This is a genomic window from Klebsiella sp. CN_Kp104, assembly GCF_040064515.1.
In the GTDB taxonomy this organism is placed as follows: Bacteria; Pseudomonadota; Gammaproteobacteria; order Enterobacterales; family Enterobacteriaceae; genus Klebsiella; species Klebsiella aerogenes.
Genome location: NZ_JBEAII010000007.1, coordinates 147,802 through 172,004, shown reverse-complemented (window position 1 = coordinate 172,004; position 24,203 = coordinate 147,802). Strand labels below are relative to the sequence as shown.

21 protein-coding genes are annotated in these 24,203 nt (G+C 56.2%); 14 read left to right on the top strand and 7 right to left on the bottom strand.

The genetic code is table 11. From position 1 onward, the window contains the following. The first annotated feature begins 177 nt into the window (after window positions 1-177). Both ABLU80_RS10735 and ABLU80_RS10730 read left to right on the top strand, forming a co-directional pair. On the top strand, window positions 178-795 hold the full coding sequence (locus ABLU80_RS10735; RefSeq protein ID WP_015369147.1) for a trimeric intracellular cation channel family protein: 618 nt from the start codon (window positions 178-180) through the stop codon (window positions 793-795). 89 nt (window positions 796-884) lie between these two features. Beyond that, window positions 885-2,537 carry a phosphoethanolamine transferase gene (locus tag ABLU80_RS10730; protein WP_213796180.1) on the top strand — a complete coding sequence of 551 codons (1,653 nt, stop codon included), beginning with the start codon at window positions 885-887 and terminating at the stop codon, window positions 2,535-2,537. 1 nt (window position 2,538) lies between these two features. Here ABLU80_RS10730 and ligB read toward each other — a convergent pair whose 3' ends face one another. After that, window positions 2,539-4,218, bottom strand: a complete 1,680-nt coding sequence (gene ligB, locus ABLU80_RS10725) for an NAD-dependent DNA ligase LigB (protein ID WP_213796179.1) — start codon at window positions 4,216-4,218, stop codon at window positions 2,539-2,541. A gap of 256 nt (window positions 4,219-4,474) precedes the next feature. Here ligB and gmk point away from each other — a divergent pair, with 256 nt between their 5' ends. The 7 genes from gmk (at window position 4,475) to fpr (ending at window position 12,344) form a co-directional block, all read left to right on the top strand. Then, window positions 4,475-5,098: a guanylate kinase gene (gene gmk, locus ABLU80_RS10720; RefSeq protein WP_015369144.1), complete on the top strand. Its 624-nt coding sequence runs from the start codon at window positions 4,475-4,477 to the stop codon at window positions 5,096-5,098. Between the two features lie 54 nt (window positions 5,099-5,152). After that, window positions 5,153-5,428 carry a DNA-directed RNA polymerase subunit omega gene (gene rpoZ, locus ABLU80_RS10715; protein WP_000135058.1) on the top strand — a complete coding sequence of 92 codons (276 nt, stop codon included), beginning with the start codon at window positions 5,153-5,155 and terminating at the stop codon, window positions 5,426-5,428. Window positions 5,429-5,446: 18 nt separating this feature from the next. Further along, window positions 5,447-7,567 carry a bifunctional GTP diphosphokinase/guanosine-3',5'-bis pyrophosphate 3'-pyrophosphohydrolase gene (gene spoT, locus ABLU80_RS10710; protein ID WP_015369143.1) on the top strand — a complete coding sequence of 707 codons (2,121 nt, stop codon included), beginning with the start codon at window positions 5,447-5,449 and terminating at the stop codon, window positions 7,565-7,567. 96 nt (window positions 7,568-7,663) lie between these two features. Further along, window positions 7,664-8,353 carry a tRNA (guanosine(18)-2'-O)-methyltransferase TrmH gene (gene trmH / locus ABLU80_RS10705; protein ID WP_015369142.1) on the top strand — a complete coding sequence of 230 codons (690 nt, stop codon included), beginning with the start codon at window positions 7,664-7,666 and terminating at the stop codon, window positions 8,351-8,353. Between the two features lie 5 nt (window positions 8,354-8,358). Continuing rightward, window positions 8,359-10,440 (top strand): ATP-dependent DNA helicase RecG, encoded by a 2,082-nt coding sequence (gene recG, locus ABLU80_RS10700; RefSeq protein WP_015703814.1) that lies wholly within the window; start codon window positions 8,359-8,361, stop codon window positions 10,438-10,440. Window positions 10,441-10,491: 51 nt separating this feature from the next. Then, on the top strand, window positions 10,492-11,502 hold the full coding sequence (gene glpX / locus ABLU80_RS10695; protein WP_348849965.1) for a class II fructose-bisphosphatase: 1,011 nt from the start codon (window positions 10,492-10,494) through the stop codon (window positions 11,500-11,502). A 95-nt stretch (window positions 11,503-11,597) separates the two neighbouring features. Further along, window positions 11,598-12,344 (top strand): ferredoxin--NADP(+) reductase, encoded by a 747-nt coding sequence (gene fpr, locus ABLU80_RS10690; protein ID WP_032709404.1) that lies wholly within the window; start codon window positions 11,598-11,600, stop codon window positions 12,342-12,344. Here the strand turns inward: fpr and ABLU80_RS10685 are convergent, their stop codons facing one another. Beyond that, window positions 12,345-12,773 (bottom strand): DUF805 domain-containing protein, encoded by a 429-nt coding sequence (locus ABLU80_RS10685; protein ID WP_015369138.1) that lies wholly within the window; start codon window positions 12,771-12,773, stop codon window positions 12,345-12,347. 112 nt (window positions 12,774-12,885) lie between these two features. Here ABLU80_RS10685 and ABLU80_RS10680 point away from each other — a divergent pair, with 112 nt between their 5' ends. Both ABLU80_RS10680 and tpiA read left to right on the top strand, forming a co-directional pair. Next, window positions 12,886-13,485, top strand: a complete 600-nt coding sequence (locus ABLU80_RS10680; RefSeq protein ID WP_348849964.1) for a DUF1454 family protein — start codon at window positions 12,886-12,888, stop codon at window positions 13,483-13,485. Window positions 13,486-13,593: 108 nt separating this feature from the next. Beyond that, window positions 13,594-14,361: a triose-phosphate isomerase gene (tpiA, locus tag ABLU80_RS10675; protein ID WP_002922909.1), complete on the top strand. Its 768-nt coding sequence runs from the start codon at window positions 13,594-13,596 to the stop codon at window positions 14,359-14,361. A 97-nt stretch (window positions 14,362-14,458) separates the two neighbouring features. Here tpiA and ABLU80_RS10670 read toward each other — a convergent pair whose 3' ends face one another. From ABLU80_RS10670 to zapB, 4 genes are all read right to left on the bottom strand, one after another. Beyond that, the gene (locus ABLU80_RS10670; protein WP_032709408.1) at window positions 14,459-15,763 is read right to left on the bottom strand and encodes an SLC13 family permease; all 1,305 of its coding nucleotides are present in this window, start codon (window positions 15,761-15,763) and stop codon (window positions 14,459-14,461) included. Window positions 15,764-15,827: 64 nt separating this feature from the next. Next, window positions 15,828-16,592 (bottom strand): CDP-diacylglycerol diphosphatase, encoded by a 765-nt coding sequence (locus tag ABLU80_RS10665; RefSeq protein ID WP_015369135.1) that lies wholly within the window; start codon window positions 16,590-16,592, stop codon window positions 15,828-15,830. A 251-nt stretch (window positions 16,593-16,843) separates the two neighbouring features. Then, window positions 16,844-17,833 carry a sulfate ABC transporter substrate-binding protein gene (locus ABLU80_RS10660; protein WP_015369134.1) on the bottom strand — a complete coding sequence of 330 codons (990 nt, stop codon included), beginning with the start codon at window positions 17,831-17,833 and terminating at the stop codon, window positions 16,844-16,846. Between the two features lie 152 nt (window positions 17,834-17,985). Further along, window positions 17,986-18,231, bottom strand: a complete 246-nt coding sequence (gene zapB, locus ABLU80_RS10655) for a septal ring assembly protein ZapB (RefSeq protein WP_020077673.1) — start codon at window positions 18,229-18,231, stop codon at window positions 17,986-17,988. Window positions 18,232-18,669: 438 nt separating this feature from the next. Between zapB and ABLU80_RS10650 the strand changes: the two genes are divergently transcribed. Next, window positions 18,670-19,518, top strand: coding sequence for an MIP/aquaporin family protein (locus ABLU80_RS10650; protein WP_015369132.1), 849 nt, complete (start codon window positions 18,670-18,672; stop codon window positions 19,516-19,518). Window positions 19,519-19,539: 21 nt separating this feature from the next. After that, on the top strand, window positions 19,540-21,051 hold the full coding sequence (glpK, locus tag ABLU80_RS10645; RefSeq protein WP_015369131.1) for a glycerol kinase GlpK: 1,512 nt from the start codon (window positions 19,540-19,542) through the stop codon (window positions 21,049-21,051). Between the two features lie 114 nt (window positions 21,052-21,165). Here glpK and gltS read toward each other — a convergent pair whose 3' ends face one another. Next, window positions 21,166-22,368, bottom strand: coding sequence for a sodium/glutamate symporter (gltS, locus tag ABLU80_RS10640; protein WP_015703819.1), 1,203 nt, complete (start codon window positions 22,366-22,368; stop codon window positions 21,166-21,168). Window positions 22,369-22,655: 287 nt separating this feature from the next. On the opposite strand from gltS, the gene ABLU80_RS10635 reads away from it, so the two are divergent. Continuing rightward, window positions 22,656-24,047: a uracil-xanthine permease family protein gene (locus tag ABLU80_RS10635; protein WP_015369129.1), complete on the top strand. Its 1,392-nt coding sequence runs from the start codon at window positions 22,656-22,658 to the stop codon at window positions 24,045-24,047. Window positions 24,048-24,203 lie beyond the last annotated feature (156 nt).

Below are 24,203 nucleotides of genomic sequence, written 5' to 3'. Positions count from 1 at the left end.
CCAGCATTATTTTTTCTTATCACTTTTAAAAAAGAAAAATATACATAATCCCATATAAGGGGACTACCCCTTCATTTTTGCATTAGATTTTTTCATGTAAATGAGCTCGCTTTAGAAAAACTCAATCGTGATCTGCCGCACAAATCGCTACCCTTTGCCCATCATTGTGGGGGATTTATGCTGCTTCATGTTCTTTATCTGATTGGTATTACGGCGGAAGCGATGACTGGCGCTTTAGCAGCCGGGCGTCGCCGTATGGACACCTTTGGGGTGATTATTATCGCCACCGCTACCGCGCTCGGCGGGGGTTCTGTACGCGATATCCTTCTCGGCCATTATCCGCTCGGTTGGGTGAAGCATCCGGAATACGTCATTATTGTGGCGGTAGCCGCCGTCCTCACGACTATCGCCGCGCCGGTAATGCCACACCTGCGCCGCCTGTTTCTGGTGCTGGATGCCCTGGGTCTGATTGTGTTCTCGATTATTGGCGCGCAAATCGCGCTGGATATGGGCGAAGGGCCGATAATCGCGTCTATTGCCGCCGTGATCACCGGCGTCTTTGGCGGCGTGCTGCGCGATATGTTCTGTAAACGTATCCCGCTGGTGTTTCAGAAAGAGCTGTACGCTGGCATCTCTTTTGCCGCAGCTATTCTGTACATCGCCTTACAGCATTACATAAGCGACCATGACGTGGTGGTTATCACAACGCTTCTGTTTGGCTTTACCACCCGGCTGCTGGCTATACGTTTAAAATTAGGTCTACCGGTTTTTTATTACCGACATGGGTCACACTAATTGACTGGAGGGCACATATAGCCCCCACCAACAATCAGAAAAGACTTATAATACCGACCTTATTTCACTAAAGCCCATGTTAAGCACTAATGTCATTTGCTAAAAGCCTTGCTCTGACCATCAACAGAAAATTTTCTGGGCACTTTATCGCCTTATTGGCGATATCTATCCTCATCCAGCTCTGGCCTGTTTTTTTCACGCAGCCCATCCGATTTGCATTGCGCATCGCCATCTGCAACACGCTTTTGTTACTAAGCGTGTCGTGGATTTATCGCTATACATCCGGGAAAGTCATTCTCTTTTTGTTAACCAGCGCCCTGACGCTTAATTTCGCCATCGCTTTCAGTACCTGGGATATCTACAAAAGCGAGTTCAATACCGTTTTCGCCATGAGTATTTTGGCAACTAATTATTCTGAAGCGAAAAGCATAGCCGGTTTGTACCTCTATATTCTGCCAATAGCGGCTTTCTACTTCGTGATTACCTGGTGGGCGGTGAAGTTGCTCAGCGAGAAGCTATCAACGCGAACCAAAGGTATCAGCGTTATTCTACTCGCGCTCTTTATGGGCTATTTCTCCATCTCCAGCATCATCAAAAAGAACCAGGATTTAGAGGTTTATTACCCGCTTAGTTCGCGAATTCTGGTTAACACTCCGTTGTATACTGCTTCTGAATTCGTCATCGCCGATCGCGATAATTCACTAGCCGAACACATTACGCAGTCAACGCCTCACTATCCTGCGCTACAGGCACATGATACGGGCATCGACACTTATGTTGTCATTGTTGGCGAGTCCGCACGCAGAAGTAACATGCAGCTCTACGGTTTCTCCCAGCAAACGACACCGGTTGCCAGCGCATTTACCCAAAACGCGCTTATTTTTAAACACGCTATCGCGCCTGCCTCCGCCACGGTACTTGCTGTACCTATGGTCCTCAGTAAGGCCGACCCGGATAACTTTACCGCCGACTCGATGGCCGATAATATCGTGAATATTTCCCGGCAATCCGGCTTTTATACCGAGTGGATCAGTGCGCAGGGCAACTCAGGAAAAAGTAATAACTATATTGTGGCGATCGCCTCAACCAGCGAAAAGCATCAATGGATACATACCCAATACGATAGTGACCTGCTTCCCGCGCTGGATGAAGCATTAAAAGTGCCGGGCAAAAAAGTCATTTTTTTACATATTAACGGTAGCCATGAAATGGCCTGCGACCGATATCCACAGTCCGCCGCAATTCTCAATACCGGTGATAAATACGAGGATTGCTACAATAACGCCATCCGATTCACCGACTCTTTTATCGGCGAAGTCGTTAAGCGCATACAAAATAGCGCCTCTTCTCTAATTTATTTTTCCGACCATGGTCTGGAAAAAAATCCCGATCTGGCTTCACTGTATATGCACGGTTCCCGTAATCCCAGTAAAGAGGCTTATGACGTGCCACAGTTCATTTGGTATAGCCAAAGCGCCCTGGCCAACCAGAAACGACGTATTGGCTGGGTAAACGAACGCTGGCCAACCACCAACAACTACGCCCTGATGTTAAGTTGGTTAGGTATCAGCACCGGTATCGAAAATTGTGATTCTCTCCTCGAGAAGTGCTATCAACCCGAATCGCAAATTTCGGTCATGGACGGCGGACGGCATATATTCAATTATGACCAGTTACGCAATACATTCAGCGCACCGGACCAAAAGACCCCATGGCGTAAAGTAAAAAGAAATTCGCTATAGATTACGAAAAACCGTCCACCTCCAGTTGACCAAGTTTTAGCACTATCGACTTGATGACCGGATGGTGAATAAACTCAACAAGCCGTTGAGCATTCTTTGGCCCAACGCCGGGTAACGTTTGCCAGCTCGTGACATCACGCTTCTCAATTAGCCGCCATGAATTATCTTTTAAGACCCGCATGGCAGCGCGCGGAAGCGGCACACCAAGCGCGCTTATCCATCGATGAAAGGGTGCGCGCCGTGTTAGTGCAAAGCGATGCCAAAGTTGCTCTGCGCGGGTTGCCGTTAAGCCAGGAATGTTTTCCAACTGCGACACCGTCAACTCAAGCCAGGAGAAGATATGTTGGAAATGGCGCGACTGAGCAAGCTGTCTCCATCCTGCTTCTCCCAGGCTATCAATGCCTAATCCTTGCTCGGAGCTTATCCAAACCAATCGCGCGATGAACTGCTCCCGGCATTCATCGGAGTTTTCAAAACAGGTAAGAGAGTGATAGCGAGTATCAGGCACCAACGGCTTCGTTCTGTTCAGGCCACGCCATACTACATCATCCAGCCGCGGGATCCCTTGCCCCGCAAGGCTCACCAGGATCTGATCGCCTGGGGCGAGATCTAACTGCCGCCAGCGGGCCACCGAACCGACATTGACCCGCCGCACGAGCTTGTCGTCCAGCTTTATCGGTTGTAGATGCGCCACAACAGTTATTTTACCGCTACGCCCGATGGCAAACTGGATTGTGCTCACTTCCGCCACTTGTGAAACTGGCTGATATTTCCAGGCCGCCACCCAGAACCCCTGTCCGGGAAGCCAACCGTCACCGGCGGGTTCTCTCTGGGTACGGATTACGATACCGTCGGTGACAAAGGGCAGCGGCGAGGTAAACCAGCGCTCCCGCCAGGCGGCAGCCTGCTGCCAATCTTTAACCGGATGGGAATAGCGCTGCGCTACAGGAAACCCACCGTCAGCAAGCAGCGCCAGACGGGTAGACATCCGGGCCGGGCCATCAGGCCAGGCCCAGATAAACACCCCCAGCGTGCTCAACGCCGCCGACGGTGCTTTGCGCATCAGTATCCCGGCCACTCTCGCCCGTGAATTCATACCGCCCATCCCCTTTTGTATATGCCCCTCTCGCCGCTGAAAAATCTCGCCCTGCAGAACGCTATTCGCCAGCGTCCCGGAGGTGGTCAGCGGTACGCCGGGGATCTGGCGCACTTTTGCCGTCCAGTCTTCACCCGCCAGACCGTCGCCGCGGCTAATCGCCCGTATAAACCTACCGCCGCGATAAACCAGCGTCACCGCGACACCGTCGACTTTCGGTTGTACCCACAGGTCGGTTTTATCGCGCATCCAGCGGCCAACGCTCGTGGCATCAGGCAGTTTGCGCACGCCGGTATGCGCGATAGGATGCTTGACTTCGCCGCGTGGCGGCGGCAGCTCGTCTCCAGGCGGCGCCTTCTCACCGAAGCAGCGCCGCCACTGCGCCAACCGGACCGAGAGCATGTCGTAGACCTCGTCGCTGACCCCGCTGCTTCCCTGCTGCCAGTAGGCCTCTTTCCAGTCGGCAATTTGCCGACTGAGGTGGCCTATCTCCTGCTCCGCGCGTTGCAAAGACCACGCCGGGCAGGCCGCCATTGGGCTTGCCGCCGCCATCCATAACGCTGCCGCTATCAGCCATCTGCGCATGTTTCCCTCCTTGTTCTACCTTGCGGCATCGTGCGCTAAAGACCGGAGCCGCGGCGACAGGCAAATCATCACGCTGCGAGCGGCTTTCCAGAATTTACGCATGGTTGCTGCAACCGCTTAAGAAATCAGGAAAGCGGCAGGCAAAATGAAAGAAACAGCGGCAAAAAGTGTGACAATGACTGCGTCACGCAGCGGCGGCGTGTATAATAGGCTCGTATGTAGGATCTCTTTCGACAATCACATACAAAAGACACTCATGGCTCAAGGCACGCTTTATATTGTTTCCGCCCCTAGCGGCGCGGGTAAATCCAGCCTGATTCAGGCTTTATTGAAAACCCAACCGTTGTACGACTCCCAGGTTTCTGTGTCGCATACCACGCGCAATCCGCGCCCGGGTGAAGTTCACGGTGAACACTATTTCTTTGTCGATCACGATAAATTCAGGTCGATGATTAGCGAAGACGCTTTCCTTGAGCACGCTGAGGTTTTTGGCAACTATTACGGCACCTCTCGTGAAGCTATCGAGCAGGTTCTGGCGACCGGCGTCGATGTTTTCCTCGATATCGACTGGCAGGGCGCCCAGCAAATTCGTAATAAAATGCCCGGCGCGCGCAGTATCTTTATTCTGCCGCCGTCAAAAGACGAGCTTGACCGCCGCCTGCGCGGCCGCGGTCAGGACAGCGAGGAAGTCATCGCAAAACGTATGGCGCAGGCAGTTGCAGAAATGAGCCATTACGCGGAATATGATTACCTTATTGTGAATGATGATTTTGATACCGCTTTAGGCGATCTGAAAAACATTATCCGCGCTGAACGTCTGCGCATGAGCCGCCAAAAGCAGCGACATGGCGCTTTAATCACCAAACTATTGGCAGACTGAACCCACATTCAGTATCATGCCCAGTCATTTCTTCACCTGTGGAGCATTTTAAGTATGGCACGCGTAACTGTTCAGGACGCTGTAGAGAAAATTGGTAACCGTTTTGACCTGGTACTGGTCGCCGCGCGTCGCGCTCGTCAGATGCAGGTAGGCGGAAAGGATCCGCTGGTACCGGAAGAAAACGATAAAACCACCGTTATCGCACTGCGCGAAATCGAAGAAGGTCTGATCAACAACCAGATCCTTGACGTACGTGAGCGCCAGGAACAGCAAGAGCAGGAAGCCGCTGAATTACAAGCCGTTACCGCGATTGCTGAAGGTCGTCGTTAATCACACAGCGGGTCGCCCTTGTATCTGTTTGAAAGCCTGAATCAGCTGATTCAAAACTACCTGCCGGAAGAGCAAATCAAGCGCCTTCGGCAGGCGTATCTCGTTGCACGTGACGCTCACGAGGGTCAGACACGTTCAAGCGGTGAACCCTATATCACGCACCCGGTAGCGGTGGCCTGTATTCTGGCCGAGATGAAACTCGACTACGAAACGCTGATGGCCGCGCTGCTGCATGATGTGATTGAAGATACCCCTGCCACCTACCAGGACATGGAACAGCTTTTTGGTAAAAGCGTCGCCGAACTGGTAGAGGGGGTGTCGAAACTTGATAAGCTCAAGTTCCGCGATAAGAAAGAGGCTCAGGCCGAAAACTTCCGCAAAATGATCATGGCGATGGTGCAGGATATCCGCGTCATCCTCATCAAGCTTGCCGACCGCACCCACAATATGCGCACCCTGGGCTCGCTACGCCCGGATAAACGCCGCCGCATCGCCCGCGAAACGCTGGAAATTTATAGCCCTCTGGCGCACCGTCTAGGTATCCATCACATCAAAACCGAGCTCGAAGAGCTGGGCTTTGAAGCGCTGTACCCTAACCGCTACCGCGTCATCAAAGAAGTGGTTAAAGCAGCGCGCGGTAATCGTAAAGAGATGATTCAAAAGATCCTCTCTGAAATCGAAGGGCGTTTACAGGAAGCGGGAATTCCCTGCCGCGTCAGCGGTCGCGAAAAGCATCTGTACTCCATTTACTGCAAAATGGTGCTTAAAGAGCAGCGTTTTCACTCGATCATGGATATTTACGCCTTCCGCGTTATTGTTCACGATCCCGATATCTGCTATCGCGTGCTGGGCCAAATGCACAGCCTCTACAAGCCGCGTCCCGGTCGTTTCAAAGATTACATCGCCATTCCAAAAGCGAACGGCTATCAATCTTTGCACACCTCGATGATTGGCCCCCACGGCGTCCCGGTCGAGGTACAAATCCGTACCGAAGATATGGACCAGATGGCGGAGATGGGGGTTGCGGCGCACTGGGCTTATAAAGAGCACGGGGGCGAAAGCAGCACGACCGCGCAAATCCGCGCTCAGCGCTGGATGCAAAGCCTGCTGGAACTGCAGCAGAGCGCCGGTAGCTCGTTTGAATTTATCGAGAGCGTTAAATCCGATCTGTTCCCGGATGAGATTTACGTTTTCACCCCGGAAGGGCGCATTGTCGAACTGCCTGCCGGCGCCACGCCGGTGGACTTCGCCTATGCGGTGCATACCGATATCGGCCATGCCTGCGTCGGCGCGCGCGTCGACCGTCAGCCCTATCCGCTGTCGCAACCACTCTCCAGCGGCCAGACTGTCGAAATCATTACCGCGCCGGGCGCACGCCCGAATGCCGCATGGCTGAACTTTGTCGTCAGCTCAAAAGCGCGCGCCAAGATCCGCCAACTGCTGAAGAACCTTAAGCGCGACGATTCGGTCAGCCTTGGCCGCCGGCTGCTTAACCACGCGTTAGGCGGCAGCCGCAAGCTGGCAGAGATCCCGCCAGAGAACATCCAGCGCGAACTTGACCGCATGAAGCTGGCCACGCTTGACGATCTGCTGGCGGAAATCGGTCTCGGTAACGCGATGAGCGTGGTGGTGGCGAAAAACCTGCAGCAGGGCGAAGCCTCTGCCGCACCGGTGCCGGCCAACGCGTCGAATCACGGCCATCTGCCGATCAAGGGCGCCGATGGCGTGCTGATTACTTTCGCCAAGTGCTGTCGTCCGATTCCGGGGGATCCGATCATCGCCCACGTCAGCCCAGGCAAAGGGTTGGTTATCCACCATGAATCCTGTCGTAACATCCGCGGCTACCAGAAAGAGCCTGAGAAGTTTATGGCGGTCGAATGGGATAAAGAAACTGCGCAGGAATTTATCGCCGAAATTAAGGTGGATATGTTCAACCACCAGGGCGCGCTGGCTAACCTGACGGCCGCAATCAACACCGCGTCTTCCAATATTCAGAGCCTGAATACGGAAGAAAAAGATGGCCGCGTTTACAGCGCCTTTATCCGCCTGACCGCGCGCGATCGTGTGCATCTGGCGAATATCATGCGCAAAATTCGCGTCATGCCGGACGTGATTAAAGTCACTCGTAACCGAAATTAGCTTTTACAAAAATCGAATCCCCAGGAAGGTACTGAAGTACGTGACTGGGGTGAGTGAGTGCAGCTAACGCCGAGGCAGTTCGAAGGATTAAGTAGAATGAATTCACAGCGTTATGCGCGTATCTGCGAGATGCTCGCCAGGCGTCAGCCTGATCTGACGGTCTGCATGGAGCAGGTCCATAAACCCCATAACGTCTCTGCGGTCATCCGCACCGCAGACGCCATCGGCGTACACGAAGTACACGCCATCTGGCCTGGCAGCCGTATGCGCACCATGGCCTCTGCCGCCGCCGGCAGCAATAGTTGGGTGCAGGTGAAAACACACCGCACTATCGGCGATGCCGTCAGCCACTTAAAAGGCCGGGGCATGCAAATCCTCGCGACGCACCTTTCCGACAAAGCCATCGATTTTCGCGAAATCGACTATACGCGCCCGACCTGTATCCTGATGGGCCAGGAGAAAACCGGCATCACCCAGGAAGCGCTGGCGCTGGCAGACCAGGACATCATTATCCCTATGGTCGGTATGGTGCAGTCGCTGAACGTCTCCGTCGCCTCCGCGCTGATCCTTTACGAAGCGCAGCGTCAGCGGCAGAACGCTGGAATGTACCAACGCGCTAATAGCATGCTGCCGCCTGAAGAGCAGCAGCGGCTGCTATTTGAAGGCGGTTACCCGGTGCTGGCGCGCGTCGCCAAACAAAAAGGGCTGCCTTATCCCCACGTCAACGAGCAGGGTGAAGTCGAAGCCGATGCCTCGTGGTGGGCAACGATGCAGGCGGCGAGGTAAATCCAATGTCAGGCCGCCTGTTAGATGCCGTCCCGCTCAACTCGCTGACCGGCGTTGGCGCCGCACAGAGCAGCAAACTAGCGAAAATCGGTCTGCATACGGTTCAGGACCTGCTACTTCACCTGCCGCTACGCTATGAAGACCGAACCCACCTGTATCAAATCGGCGAACTGCTGCCGGGCGTCTACGCAACCGTAGAGGGTGAAGTGCTCAACAGCAATATCACCTTCGGCGGCCGCCGGATGATGACCTGTCAGATCAGCGACGGCTCCGGCATCCTGACCATGCGTTTTTTCAACTTCAACGCGGCGATGAAAAACAGCCTGGCGACCGGTCGTCGCGTGCTGGCCTACGGCGAAGCTAAACGCGGCAAGTTTGGCGCCGAGATGATCCACCCGGAATATCGCGTACAGGGTGATATGAGTACCCCGGAGCTGCAGGAAACCCTCACTCCGGTCTACCCAACCACTGAAGGCATTAAGCAGGCGACGCTGCGCAAACTCACCGATCAGGCGCTTGAGCTGCTGGAAACCTGCGCGATTAGCGAACTGCTGCCGCCGGAGTTGGCGCAGGGGATGATGAGCCTGCCGGAGGCGCTGCGTACGCTGCACCGCCCGCCGCCGTCGCTACAGCTCAGCGAGCTGGAGAGCGGTAAACATCCGGCACAGCAGCGTCTTATCCTGGAAGAGTTGCTGGCGCATAATCTCAGCATGCTGGCGCTTCGCGCCGGCGCCCAGCGCTACCATGCGCTGCCGCTCAGCGCCAACGACACGCTGAAAACCCAGCTTCTGGCTTCCCTGCCCTTTAAACCAACGGGTGCGCAGGCGCGCGTCACCGCGGAGATCGAGCGCGATATGGCGCTGGACGTGCCGATGATGCGCCTGGTCCAGGGCGACGTCGGATCCGGTAAAACGCTGGTTGCCGCGCTGGCCGCCTTGCGCGCTATCGCCCATGGTAAGCAGGTGGCGCTGATGGCGCCGACCGAACTGCTCGCCGAGCAGCACGCCAATAATTTCCGCAGCTGGTTCGCGCCGCTGGGCATTGAAGTCGGCTGGCTGGCTGGCAAACAGAAAGGCAAAGCGCGCCAGGCGCAGCAGGAAGCCATCGCCAACGGTGAAGTGCAGATGATTGTCGGCACCCACGCCATTTTTCAGGAGCAGGTGCAGTTTAACGGCCTGGCGCTGGTGATTATCGACGAACAGCACCGCTTTGGCGTTCATCAACGCCTGGCGCTGTGGGAAAAGGGCCAGCAGCAGGGCTTCCACCCGCATCAGCTGATCATGACCGCTACGCCGATTCCGCGCACCCTGGCGATGACCGCTTATGCCGATCTCGATACCTCGGTTATCGATGAGCTGCCGCCGGGCCGTACCCCGGTAACGACCGTCGCTATCCCGGACACGCGCCGCAGCGACATTATCGACCGCGTGCGTAACGCTTGCACCCAGGAAGGTCGCCAGGCCTATTGGGTCTGTACGTTGATTGAAGAGTCCGATCTGCTGGAAGCCCAGGCGGCGGAAGCCACCTGGGAAGAGCTCAAACTGGCGCTGCCGGAACTGAATATCGGCCTCGTCCACGGGCGGATGAAACCAGCGGAGAAACAGGCCGTGATGCAGGCCTTCAAGCAGGGCGAGATGCACCTGCTGGTCGCCACCACCGTGATTGAAGTCGGCGTTGACGTCCCTAACTCGAGCCTGATGATTATTGAAAACCCGGAGCGTCTTGGTCTGGCGCAGCTGCACCAGCTACGCGGGCGCGTTGGGCGCGGCGCCGTCGCCTCCCACTGCGTGCTACTCTATAAATCGCCGCTTTCCAAAACGGCGCAGAAGCGCCTGCAGGTGCTGCGCGACAGCAACGACGGTTTCGTCATCGCCCAGAAAGACCTGGAAATCCGCGGCCCCGGCGAGCTTCTCGGCACCCGCCAGACCGGCAACGCCGAATTTAAAGTAGCGGACTTGCTGCGCGATCAGGCCATGATCCCCGATGTTCAGCGTATCGCTCGCCATATTCACGAACGCTATCCGCTGCAAGCACAGGCGCTGATTGAGCGCTGGATGCCGGAAACCGAACGCTATTCCAACGCGTAGCGCGTCCTTCTTGCCGCGCTACGGGCAACTTTTCTACACAACGAGTGGATTATGAAACGAGAACTGGCCATCGAATTTTCGCGTGTCACCGAAGCCGCCGCGCTGGCGGGCTATAAATGGCTGGGCCGCGGCGATAAAAATACCGCCGACGGCGCAGCGGTTAACGCCATGCGCATTATGCTTAACCTCGTCAATATCGACGGCACCATCGTCATCGGCGAGGGCGAAATCGATGAAGCGCCGATGCTCTATATCGGCGAAAAAGTGGGTACCGGCAAAGGCGACGCGGTGGATATCGCCGTCGACCCAATTGAAGGCACCCGCATGACGGCCATGGGCCAGGCCAACGCGCTGGCAGTGATGGCGGTCGGCGATAAAGGCTGCTTCCTCAACGCGCCGGATATGTATATGGAAAAGCTGATTGTCGGCCCCAGCGCTAAAGGCGCTATCGATCTCAATCTGCCGCTGGAAGAGAATTTGCGCAACATCGCCCGCGCGTTGAACAAACCGCTCGGCGAACTGACCGTCACCGTGCTGGCAAAACCCCGCCACGACGCGGTCATTGCGCAACTACAGCGGCTGGGTGTACGCGTGTTCGCAATCCCCGATGGCGACGTGGCGGCCTCCATTCTCACCTGTATGCCGGATAGCGAAGTCGACGTGCTGTACGGCATCGGCGGCGCGCCGGAAGGCGTGGTTTCGGCGGCGGTGATCCGCGCGCTGGACGGCGATATGCAGGGCCGCCTGCTGGCTCGCCACCACGTGAAGGGCGACAGCGAAGAGAACCGCCGTATCGGTGAAAACGAACTGGCGCGCTGCAAAACTATGGGTATCGAAGCGGGTAAAGTGCTGCGTCTTGATGAAATGGCGCGCAGCGATAACGTCATCTTCTCCGCCACCGGGATTACCAAAGGCGATCTGCTGGACGGCATTACCCGCAAGGGCAATATGGCGACCACTGAAACGCTGCTGATCCGCGGTAAATCGCGGACTATCCGCCGTATTCAGTCTATTCATTACCTCGACCGAAAAGACCCGGACGTCCAGCAACACATCCTGTAAAACATTTGATCAATCGAGCTTTCCAGCCTTTTCGGGCTGGAAATCTTCTCCCGTCGCGGTGAAGATAGACTGACGAGATTGAAAGGAGAGACGCAATGGCAAACTGGGTTACAGGTAAAGTTGTAAAAGTGCAAAACTGGACCGATGCACTGTTTAGCCTCACCATTCACGCGCCCGTTGAGCCGTTCACCGCAGGGCAGTTTGCTAAACTGGGCCTGGATGTTGACGGCGAGCGCGTGCAGCGCGCCTACTCCTACGTCAACGCCCCCAGCAATCCCGATCTTGAGTTCTACCTGGTCACCGTTCCGGAGGGTAAACTCAGCCCGCGACTGGCCGCGCTGAAACCCGGGGACGACGTTCAGATAGTCAGCGAAGCCGCCGGTTTCTTCGTGCTGGAAGAGGTGCCGGACTGCGACACGCTGTGGATGCTCGCCACCGGTACGGCGATCGGCCCCTATTTGTCGATTCTGGAAGAAGGGAAAGACCTGGATCGCTTCAAAAACCTGGTGCTGGTGCATGCGGCGCGCTACGCAGCCGACCTCAGCTATTTACCGCAAATGCGCGAGCTGGAGCAGCGCTACGCCGGCAAATTGCGTATCCAGACCGTGGTCAGCCGCGAGACAGCGGAAGGTTCTCTGACCGGCCGGGTGCCGTTTCTGATTGAAACCGGTGCGCTGGAAGAGGCGGTCGGTCTGCCGATGACCGCCGATACCAGCCACGTGATGCTGTGCGGTAACCCGCAGATGGTGCGTGATACCCAGCAGTTGCTGAAAGAGACCCGGCAGATGACCAAACATCTGCGTCGCCGACCGGGCCATATGACAGCAGAGCACTACTGGTAATCAGGCGTCCGCTTTCCAGCGGACATCCTGCGTCTCTTTGCCAAACTTATTCTCGCCCTGGGTGCCGACGAACGCGCCCAGGTCGATCAACATCATGACGATAATCAACGTCGGTACAAAGCGCCCAACGCCCCACTGCCAGACCTGCGGCAACATCGCCCAGTTGCCCGCCAGCAGCATCCACGCCAAAATCATCAGCAGCGCCCAGAGGCCGGATCTCCCGCGATCGTGCAGACGCTTCACCACCACCGCCGCCGTCGGCCAGAGCAGGCAGACGAGAATAAACGCCGCGGTCTGTAAACTCAGCAAATTGCTGCCCGCGAGGGTAAACAGCGCGCTCATGGTTAACACCCAGATAACGATCCAAATCCAGAAATCCCGGCGGCCAATACGGCCTTTAATTGAGAATAACCACTGCTGTAGGGTCATGTTTTATTCCTTATCATCATCATTCGCGTAGTTTACCCTGAAGGCGTCACTTTTTGACAAGCGTGACGGTTCCCGTTTTAATCGTCGGCAGGCAAAAAAAGGAAAGACAGGCATGAAGAAGTGGGCAATCTTAAGTTTGATTGGGCTGACAGCGTTATCTGTCGGCCCGATGGCGTTGTCCGCAGAAACAGAATCCGCCGCCACCGCCCCCTATCTTTTACCCAGCGCGCCGATTTTTGATGTCGGCATCAGCGAGTTCCGCGAGAAATTTAATGCCGATAATCCGAAACTGCCGCTTAACGAGTTTCGTTCTATCGCCTCCAGCCGCGATAAAGCCAACCTGACCCGCGCCGCTACCAAGATTAACGAGAATCTGTATGCCTCTACCGCGCTGGAGCGCGGCACGCTAAAGATTAAATCGATGCAGATAACCTGGCTGCCGATTCAGGGGCCGGAGCAAAAAGCGGCGAAAGCGAAAGCGCAGGAGTATATGAGCGCCATTCTTCGCGCCTTTGTACCGACGCTAAGTCCACTGCAGAGCCAGCAAAAGTTGCAAAAACTGCTGACCACCGGCAAAGGCAAACGCTACTACACCGAAACCGAAGGCGCGGTGCGCTATGTAGTGGCAGATCACGGGGAAAAGGGGCTAACTTTCGCCATTGAACCGATTAAGCTGGCGCTATCTGAAACGCTGGAAGACAACAATAAATGACAAAAAGCAAAGCCTTTCCAGTGACGAGTCTCTATACTGTTTCACAGACCATGCTGCCCTCTGGGGCGGCTATATTCCTTAATTCGCTTAGTAGCGTGGAGAATTAAAATGCGACATCCTTTAGTGATGGGTAACTGGAAACTGAACGGCAGCCGCCACATGGTAAACGAACTGGTTGCTAACCTGCGTACTGAACTGGCCGGCGTAAGCGGCTGTGCAGTGGCAATCGCGCCGCCGGAAATGTATCTCGACCTGGCTAAGCGTGCGGCAGAAGGCAGCCACATCCACCTGGGCGCGCAGAACGTTGACGTGAACCTGTCCGGCGCATTCACCGGTGAAACCTCCGCCGAAATGCTGAAAGATATCGGCGCGCAGTACATCATCATCGGCCACTCCGAACGCCGTACCTACCACAAAGAATCCGACGAACTGATCGCGAAAAAATTCGCTGTACTGAAAGAGCAGGGTCTGACGCCGGTTCTGTGCATCGGTGAAACCGAAGCTGAAAACGAAGCGGGCAAAACTGAAGAAGTGTGCGCACGTCAGATCGACGCGGTGCTGAAAACTCAGGGCGCAGCCGCTTTTGAAGGCGTGGTTATCGCTTATGAACCAGTATGGGCTATCGGTACCGGTAAATCCGCTACCCCAGCGCAGGCTCAGGCGGTACACAAATTCATCCGTGACCACATTGCTAAAGCTGACGCTAAAATCGCTGAGCAGGTCATCATCCAGTACGGCGGTTCCGTTAACGCCGGCAACGCCGCAGAGCTGTTCACCCAGCCGGACATCGACGGCGCGCTGGTTGGCGGCGCCTCCCTGAAAGCAGACGCTTTCGCGGTGATCGTTAAAGCTGCAGAAGCGGCGAAAAAAGCGTAATTCGCTTTCCCGGTGGTGAAACGCCGCCGGGGTTGCTGAAAAATTCGCCAAATGAAAAACCGGCTTAGCGCAGCGCGAGCCGGGTTTTATATTATCGCTACAATTTCCCCAATAGCTGATACCACGCGTAATCCAGCGGCAGCAAAATCAAATAGCTCACCGCCGCCAGCGCCAGACATAGCAACATCCCCGCTCTCGCCGGGACTTTACCTAATCCCATCGCCACCACAATCGGCGACGCCTGGTATGGCAGCAGCGGCGTGGAATAACCCAGCACCTGAATCATAATCACGCTCAGCAGCGGAAAGCCGGTCGCGTCGGCAAAGCTCTGCGCAAAAGTCGTATACAGCGCCGGGACGCCGTTAGCGGTCATAATAAAGTTCAGCGCGCTGGTAATTCCGGTCAGCGCCAGGAAGCTGGTGAACGGATTATCTTTATCCAGCGGCATCACCTGCAGCAGCGCGTTACCCACCGCGCCGCCAATCCCGGTTTGGGTCACGGTAATCGCCAGTCCCAAAATGCCGGCAACATAAATGCAGGTGCGCATATTCACCCCGCTGGCGAACTCCTCACCGCTGATAAATCCTACTCGCGGCAGCAGCGTGACCACCGCTGCCGCCAGGCCGGTCCACGCCGGGCCGACGCCGTGCCAGCTCTCTGTCACCCATAACGTCAGTACCACCGCCAGCAGCCACGCCAGACGCTTTTCATCGCGGCTCATTGGCGCCTGCGGCGCCAGCTCGCGCGGCGGATGCGGCTTGCCGGGAAACAGCCAGCAGATCAGCGCCACCAGCACCGCCCCTTTCAACCAGCCAAGCACCGGCGTATGCAGCAGTAAATAGGGAACGTAATTCAAATGGATCCCGTAAGAGCCTTCCGCCGCCCCGCTCATCACCAGATTTGGCACGTTAGCAGGCAAAATGGTCGCAGATAGCTGGAAGGTGCCAAAGCCCACCGCCAGCGCCAGGCCGTACCAGCCGCGCGTGCCGTCGGCTATCCCCGCGCGCCGGGCCATCGCCGCCACGATCGGCATCAACAGCGCGATGCGCCCCATATTTGATGGCATCACGAACGCCAACGCATAACTCAGTAATACGACGCTGCCGACCATCCGCGGCCAGGAGTCGGTGAGCCGCGCCGATAGCGCCTGCGCCGCTCTATCCGCCAGTCCGGTTTTACGGATGGCGATCCCCAACACAAAGCCGCTGAACACCAGCCAGAACGCAGAGGAAGCAAAACCGCCGAAGATAACCTCCGGCGGAGCGATTTTGGTCATCATCGCCGCCGCGAAGAACAGCAGCGCGGTGATAAATTCCGGTAACAGCGAAGTCGCCCAGAGCACAATGGTGATGCCGACGATCAGCGAAGGGAGGAACAGCGGGTGGGTTAGCCAGAGCGACATGCCTGTCTCCTGTCGTTTTTTTCAGCAAGAATACGACGACAGGAAAGACAGGTAAACGCCAGAACTAGTGGTTTGCGTTAAGAATTGCGCAGCTATGATCCTGAATTTCTTCCGCCGAAGCACGGTTGAGAGTCAGCAGGTTACGCTCTGTCGCCAACAGCACCAGCGAGCCGTCGCTTTGCCGCGCCATCGCTAACGCATAACGCCCCATATGTTCGCGCGCTTCCGGTACCTCTTCCGCCAGCATCAGGAACGGGCTGCGCTGAGCCAGCTCGGCTTCCGTTACCCGACGCGCCAGATATTCATGGCCCTGCAGACCGCCCGGCAAAGGGAGCCAGCGGCTGCTAATTGTCGCCGCATCATTATCTAACTGCGCGCGGACATCGGGACGCAGGCAGGAGATATGAATATGGAAATGGTTTTGCGTGCGCCCGCTGCGCGAGTTAATCGCCAGCGATACCGCGTTATCATCAATCGGCGCGCCGCGGCGCTGGCTCATAATTTCGCGCCCCTGCCAGGCCTGCCAGAAGAAATTCGGCGTTAGCGGATCCAACAGCAGCGGACTTTCGGTACCGTTAATACGGTAGGTCGGCATCAGCAGATATTGCAGCGGGCCGTTGCGATCTTTAAACAACACGTAGCCGCCTTTCAGGTTCACTTCCGCGCACGGCGACGGGTTTTGATGTTGCTGCTGATTGGGTACGCACTGCTGCAGGACAATATGACGTAACGCGTTCGGGTTACCGGAATGCAGCCAATAGTAGCCGCCAGCCAGCGCCGCCAGAATAACCACCAGCAGCGCCCATAAAAGGTATCTTACTCTTCTCATTATCGTTCCCTGTTAAGCCTGAACCGGAAGAGTAACGTAATTTGATGACTAAATAAAAACAGATGGCTGGCGGGGAGTTATCCCGGGTAGCGGCTGTCGCCTTACCCGGGCAACCAAAGGTCGGAGAACTGTAGCCCTGCTAAGCGTAGCGCAAGCAGGGACTCCCGGGTGGCGGCTGACGCCTTACCCGGGCTACCGGACGGCGCAGAACTGTAGCCCTGCTAAGCGTAGCGCCAGCAGGGACAAGAGGATTAACGCTGGCTAATCTGGTCGAAGGTACCGCCGTTGGAGAAGTGCTCCTTCTGCGCTTTCGTCCAGCCGCCGAACTCCTGATCGATGGTAAACAACTTCAGTTTCGGGAACTCGTTGGCATATTTCTTCGCCACATCAGGATCGCGCGGACGATAGAAGTTCTTCGCCGCAATCTCCTGGCCTTCCGGCGAGTAGAGATACTTCAGGTACGCTTCCGCCACCTGGCGAGTGCCTTTCTTATCCACCACTTTATCGACGACGGAAACCGTCGGCTCGGCCAGAATGGACTCGCTCGGCGTCACGATTTCAAACTTGTCCTTGCCCAGCTCTTTCGTCGCCAGCAGCGCTTCGTTCTCCCAGGCAATCAGCACGTCGCCGATCCCGCGTTCTACGAAGGTGTTGGTGGAACCGCGCGCGCCGGAATCCAGCACTTCAACGTTTTTATACAGCGCTTTCACGAACTCCTGCGCTTTAGCCTGATCGCCGTGATTCTGATGCAGGGCATAGCCCCATGCCGCCAGATAGTTCCAGCGGGCGCCGCCGGAGCTTTTCGGGTTCGGGGTGATGACCGATACGCCAGGTTTAATCAGGTCGTTCCAGTCATGGATCTGTTTTGGGTTGCCCTTACGGACGAGGAACACGATGGTTGAGGTATACGGTGCGGAGTTATCCGGCAGGCGTTTCAGCCAGTTTTTATCGATACGACCGCGTTCGGCAATGGCGTCTACGTCGTAGGCCAGCGCCAGGGTGACGACATCCGCTTCAATCCCGTTGATAACCGACGTCGCCTGTTTGCCGGAGCCGCCGTGCGACTGACGGATCACCACGTTATCGCCGGTTTCCTGCTTCCAGTGCGCGCTAAACGCTTTATTGTACTGTTCGTACAGCTCGCGCGTCGGATCGTACGAGACGTTCAACAGCTGATAATCTTTTGCCAGCACGCTGGCGGATGCCAGCAACAGAGTTAACCCTACGCCCCACTTATTCATCGCACCGCTCTCTTTATGTCGTGTTGTGATGAACTAAGCGTGCCAGAAAGCGAATCAATGATTAAAGAATAAAAAAAGATTGGCTATAACCTGGAGATATAAAGCGGGGGATAGAGAAAACCCCTTCCCGGGCGGGAAGGGGCGGGAAGCGATTAGACTTCTTCCATGCGGCCCAGCAGCGCCTGCAGACGATCCTGCCAGCCTTGCTGTTGTTCTCTCAGCTGGCTATTTTCACGCTCCAGCTCCTCGCGGCCGTGCTGCGCGCTCTGCACTTCCTGCGCCAGCGTGGTGTTCTTTTCTTTCAGCTCTTCGATTTCCATCTGCAACAGAGTGATGGTATCAATCGCCTGCTGAACTTTAGATTCTAATTTCTCAAACACTTCTAATGACATCGTCATACCTCTCCTGATCTTGCAAGGCGTTGATAGAAACTCGTGTTTCGTATACGCGGTCCCGCCTTAACGAATTAGCGCACAATAGCGGTGTTGTCGTCGATTGTATGAATCCCCGCCTCACCTGTCCAGCGACAACCCGCGCAGATTGCGGTTTGCAACACTTTTCAGTCTTTACCTGGTGCGTTCGCGGCAATTGCCCCGAACTTCTCTGGCGATTGTTAATCAATGAGATAACAAAATACGCAGAAAAAGGTGGGTAAATGTGCCGCAACACGCGTTTATGGCGCGAAAACGCTCATTTTCTTGACGAGGGACACAAATTTAAATTTCGATATTTCTCGTTTATGCTCGTTAACGATAAATTAACACTATGCCTACAAGGCACCGTGGTCGTCCGCGACCAACATACTTACAATAATCACTTCGCTTCAGGATCCGATTATGAGCCAGACATCAACACTAAAAGGCCAGTGCATCGCAGAGTTTCTCGGTACCGGGTTGTTGATCTTTTTCGGCGTTGGGTGCGTAGCTGCGCTCAAAGTCGCAGGAGCCAGCTTCGGTCAGTGGGAAATCAGCATCATCTGGGGTCTGGGGGTGGCTATGGCTATCTACCTGACCGCGGGCGTATCCGGCGCGCACCTTAATCCGGCAGTCACCATCGCCTTATGGTTATTCGCCTGCTTTGATGGGCGCAAAGTTGTTCCTTTTATTATTTCTCAATTCGCCGGCGCCTTTTGCGCTGCGGCATTAGTTTACGGGCTTTATTACAATCTTTTCTTCGATTTCGAACACACCCACAACATGGTACGCGGCAGCGTGGAAAGCCTTGAGCTCGCCGGTATCTTCTCGACCTACCCTAACCCGCATATCAATTTTGTGCAGGCCTTCGCGGTAGAAATGGTGATTACCGCTATCCTGATGGGCGTGATTTTAGCGCTGACCGACGACGGCAACGGCGTGCCGCGCGGCCCGCTGGCGCCGCTGCTGATTGGTCTGCTGATTGCCGTTATCGGTGCTTCTATGGGTCCGCTGACCGGCTTCGCGATGAACCCGGCGCGTGATATCGGACCGAAAGCCTTCGCCTGGCTGGCAGGCTGGGGTAACGTCGCCTTCACCGGCGGCAAAGATATTCCTTATTTCCTGGTGCCGCTGTGCGCACCGGTGGTCGGCGCGGCGCTGGGCGCATTCAGCTACCGCAAATTCATTGGCCGCCATCTGCCTTGCGACACCTGCGTCGAGGAAGAAAAAGAATCCGCTTCTTCCGCGTCGCAACAAAAAGCTTCGCTGTAATCTGACTACGGGACACCTATTATGACCGAGAAAAAATATATCGTTGCGCTCGACCAGGGCACCACCAGCTCCCGCGCCGTCGTGATGGATCACGATGCCAATATCGTCAGCGTTTCACAGCGTGAATTTGAACAAATTTATCCGAAGCCTGGCTGGGTAGAACACGACCCGATGGAAATCTGGGCATCGCAGAGCTCGACGCTGGTCGAAGTGTTGGCGAAAGCCGACATCAACTCCGACGAAATTGCCGCCATCGGCATCACCAACCAGCGTGAAACCGCCATCGTATGGGAACGTGAGACCGGTAAGCCTATTTACAACGCTATCGTCTGGCAGTGTCGCCGCACCGCGGATATCTGCGAGCAGCTCAAGCGCGACGGCATGGAAGAGTACATCCGTAAAGCCACCGGTCTGGTGGTGGACCCGTACTTCTCCGGCACCAAAGTGAAGTGGATCCTTGACCATGTCGAAGGCGCCCGCGAGCGCGCGAAGCGCGGCGAGCTGCTGTTCGGTACCGTTGATACCTGGCTTATCTGGAAAATGACCCAGGGGCGCGTGCACGTCACCGACTACACCAACGCCTCGCGTACCATGTTGTTCAACATCCATGAACTGGACTGGGACGACAAAATGCTCGACGCGCTGGATATCCCGCGCGCCATGTTGCCGGAAGTGCGTAAGTCTTCTGAAGTTTACGGCCAGACCAACATCGGCGGTAAAGGCGGCACCCGTATTCCTATCTCCGGCATCGCCGGCGACCAGCAGGCGGCGCTGTTTGGCCAGCTGTGTGTGAAAGAAGGGATGGCGAAAAACACCTACGGTACCGGCTGCTTCATGTTAATGAACACCGGTGAAAAGGCGGTGACCTCAACCCACGGCCTGCTGACCACCATCGCCTGCGGCCCGACCGGCGAAGTGAACTACGCGCTGGAAGGCGCGGTGTTTATGGCCGGAGCGTCGATTCAGTGGCTGCGTGATGAAATGAAACTCATCAACGATGCTTTCGATTCTGAATACTTCGCCACTAAGGTGAAGGACACCAACGGCGTGTATGTGGTGCCGGCCTTTACCGGTCTTGGCGCGCCATACTGGGATCCGTATGCGCGCGGCGCGATTTTCGGCCTGACCCGCGGAGTGAACGCCAACCATATTATCCGCGCCACGCTGGAATCTATCGCCTATCAGACGCGTGACGTTCTGGAAGCGATGCAGGCCGACTCCGGTATTCGTCTGCACGCCCTGCGCGTGGACGGCGGCGCGGTCGCCAACAACTTCCTGATGCAGTTCCAGTCCGATATTCTCGGCACCCGCGTGGAACGCCCGGAAGTGCGTGAAGTCACGGCGCTGGGCGCCGCCTATCTGGCAGGTCTGGCGGTCGGCTTCTGGCAAAATCTCGACGAGCTGCAGGAGAAAGCGGTGATTGAACGTGAGTTCCGCCCGGGTATTGAAACCACCGAGCGTAATTTCCGCTACAGCGGCTGGAAGAAAGCGGTGAAACGCGCGTTAGCGTGGGAAGAGCACGACGAAGCGTAAGATTGTGGAGGTATTCCCGGCTTGCGGCGTAAACGCCTTAGCCGGGCTACAAAACCCCAAACAGCACGATCTTGTAGCCCGGACAGGTGCGCAGCACCGCCTCCGGGTTTTTTATCAGCCAAATATCGGCAACAACAGGTACAGCTTAATCACCAGCGCGTTGACGATGTCGATAAAGAACGCCCCCACCATCGGCACCACCAGGAAAGCCATATGCGACGGGCCAAAACGGTCGGTAATCGCCTGCATATTGGCAATCGCCGTCGGCGTCGCGCCAAGCCCGAACCCGCAATGACCGGCTGCCAGCACGGCGGCATCATAGTTCTTACCCATCATTCGGTAAGTCACAAACACCGCATACAGCGCCATCGCCACCGCCTGCACCGCCAGAATAATAATCATCGGCAGCGCCAGCGACGCCAGTTCCCACAGCTTGAGGCTCATCAGCGCCATCGCGAGGAACAGCGACAGGCTGACGTTGCCCAGTACCGATACCGCGCGGTCAAACACGCGATACAGCCCAGCCAGCGCCAGGCCGTTGCTGAGGATCACGCCGATAAACAGCACGCAGACGAAGGTCGGTAATTCAAACACGGTACCCGCCAGCAGTTGCGCAACCACCTTCCCTACGGTCAGGCAGATAGCGATTAACGCAATACTTTCAATCAGCACCAGCGAGGTGATCATGCGGCCCATATCCGGCTTCTCAAACGCCGTCGGCGCCAGCTGGTCGTCCGGTGTACCGTCCGGCGAGGAAGAGTGCTTCACCAGATAACGCGCCACCGGCCCGCCGATCAGGCCGCCGAGCACCAGGCCGAAGGTTGCGCAAGCCATGGCGACCTCGGTAGCGTTGGCAAAACCGTACCGCTCAACGAATAATTTACTCCACGCCGCCCCGGTGCCGTGACCGCCGGAAAGCGTGATAGAACCGGCCAGCAGACCCATCAGCGGATCCAGCCCCAGCAGCTTCGCCATGCCGATACCGAGAGCGTTCTGCAGCAGCAGCAGGCCCACCACCACAATCAGGAAAGTGCCAAGCACTTTGCCGCCCGCCCGCAGACTGGCAAGGTTAGCGTTAAGGCCGATAGTGGCGAAGAACGCCAGCATCAGCGGGTCCTTCAGGCTCATATCGAAATCAATTTCGATATCCATGCTTTTTTTCAAAACCAGCAGCGCCAGCGCCACCAGCAGGCCGCCGGCGACGGGTTCAGGAATGGTATATTTTTTGAGGAATGGGACGTTCTGAACGAGCTTTCGCCCTAAAAGCAACACCATGGTTGCGGCAACGAGCGTCGATAAGGTATCGAGATGCAACATAAAAAAGAGCTCCTTATGGGCGCATGATTCATTCACACGCGACGGTATTCCCGGTGTCGATTACTTCTCATCTTGAGGAGTCGAAGAGCGATTTTAAGCAGAAGTGCGCAAAAAATGACAGAAAAAGATATTTTGTATTAGCGTTGATGCGATCAAGCATACAAAATGTTAATTAATTTGTTACATCTATTCAGTGAGGATATTTTTTGCGCCAAATCGTGGCAAACGTTTGCTTTTGGTCTACAGTCCGATAAAATTCCCGCTTTGCCACCTTGGGATTGTTTGTGATGTCCGTTACGACCGCAGAGTCAGAAAATGCGCAACCGGTTGCGCATAAACCAGCCAGCGAATTAATCTATCGCCTCGAAGACCGTCCGCCGCTTCCGCAAACGCTGTTTGCCGCATTCCAGCACCTGCTGGCGATGTTTGTTGCGGTCATCACCCCGGCGCTGCTTATCTGTCAGGCGCTCGGCCTCCCGGCCGAAGATACGCAACACATCATCAGCATGTCGCTGTTCGCCTCCGGCGTGGCATCCATTATTCAGATTAAAGCCTGGGGACCAGTTGGCTCCGGCCTGCTCTCCATCCAGGGCACCAGCTTCAACTTCGTCGCCCCGTTGATTATGGGCGGCACCGCGCTGAAAACCGGCGGCGCCGACGTGCCGACGATGATGGCCGCGCTGTTCGGCACCCTGATGCTGGCGAGCTGCACCGAAATGGTCCTCTCGCGGGTTCTGCATCTGGCGCGCCGCATTATTACGCCGCTGGTCTCCGGCGTGGTGGTGATGATTATCGGCCTGTCGCTCATTCAGGTTGGCCTGACTTCTATCGGCGGCGGCTATGCGGCGATGGCCGACCACACCTTCGGCGCGCCGAAAAACTTGCTGCTGGCGGGCATCGTGCTGGCGCTGATTATTATCCTCAACCGCCAGCGCAACCCGTACCTGCGCATCGCCTCGCTGGTGATCGCGATGGCTGCCGGTTATCTGGCGGCGTGGTTCCTCGATATGCTGCCGGCTAACACCGCGCCTACCAACAGCAGCCTGATCACTATCCCTACGCCGCTCTATTACGGCCTGGGCATCGACTGGAGCCTGCTGCTGCCGCTGATGCTGGTCTTTATGATCACCTCGCTGGAAACGATTGGCGATATCACCGCCACCTCCGACGTTTCTGAACAACCGGTCTCCGGCCCGCTGTATATGAAACGCCTGAAAGGCGGCGTACTGGCGAACGGCCTGAACTCATTTGTTTCCGCCGTTTTCAATACCTTCCCGAACTCCTGCTTCGGCCAGAACAACGGCGTGATCCAACTGACCGGCGTCGCCAGCCGCTATGTGGGCTTTGTGGTGGCGCTGATGCTGATTGTGCTCGGCCTGTTCCCGGCGGTAAGCGGCTTTGTGCAGCATATTCCTGAACCGGTACTTGGCGGCGCGACGCTGGTGATGTTCGGTACCATTGCCGCATCCGGCGTGCGCATCGTCTCCCGCGAGCCGCTGAATCGCCGCGCTATCCTGATTATCGCCCTCTCTCTGGCGGTGGGTCTCGGCGTATCGCAGCAGCCTCTGATCCTGCAGTTCGCACCGGACTGGCTGAAAAACCTGCTCTCTTCCGGTATTGCCGCTGGCGGTATCACGGCGATTGTTCTGAATTTAATCTTTCCGCCTGAGAAGAACTAACGCATTGAAGTTGCGCTCCCCGGTATCGCCACGGCGACCAGGGAGCGCGCCGGCTGTAACATCTCTTCACCTCCCTTCATCTCATTTCACTATTCCCGCCTTGAGGATTGCGCATAAATCGTGCATAACACGGTGATGTGTACTTATCAGGATGGA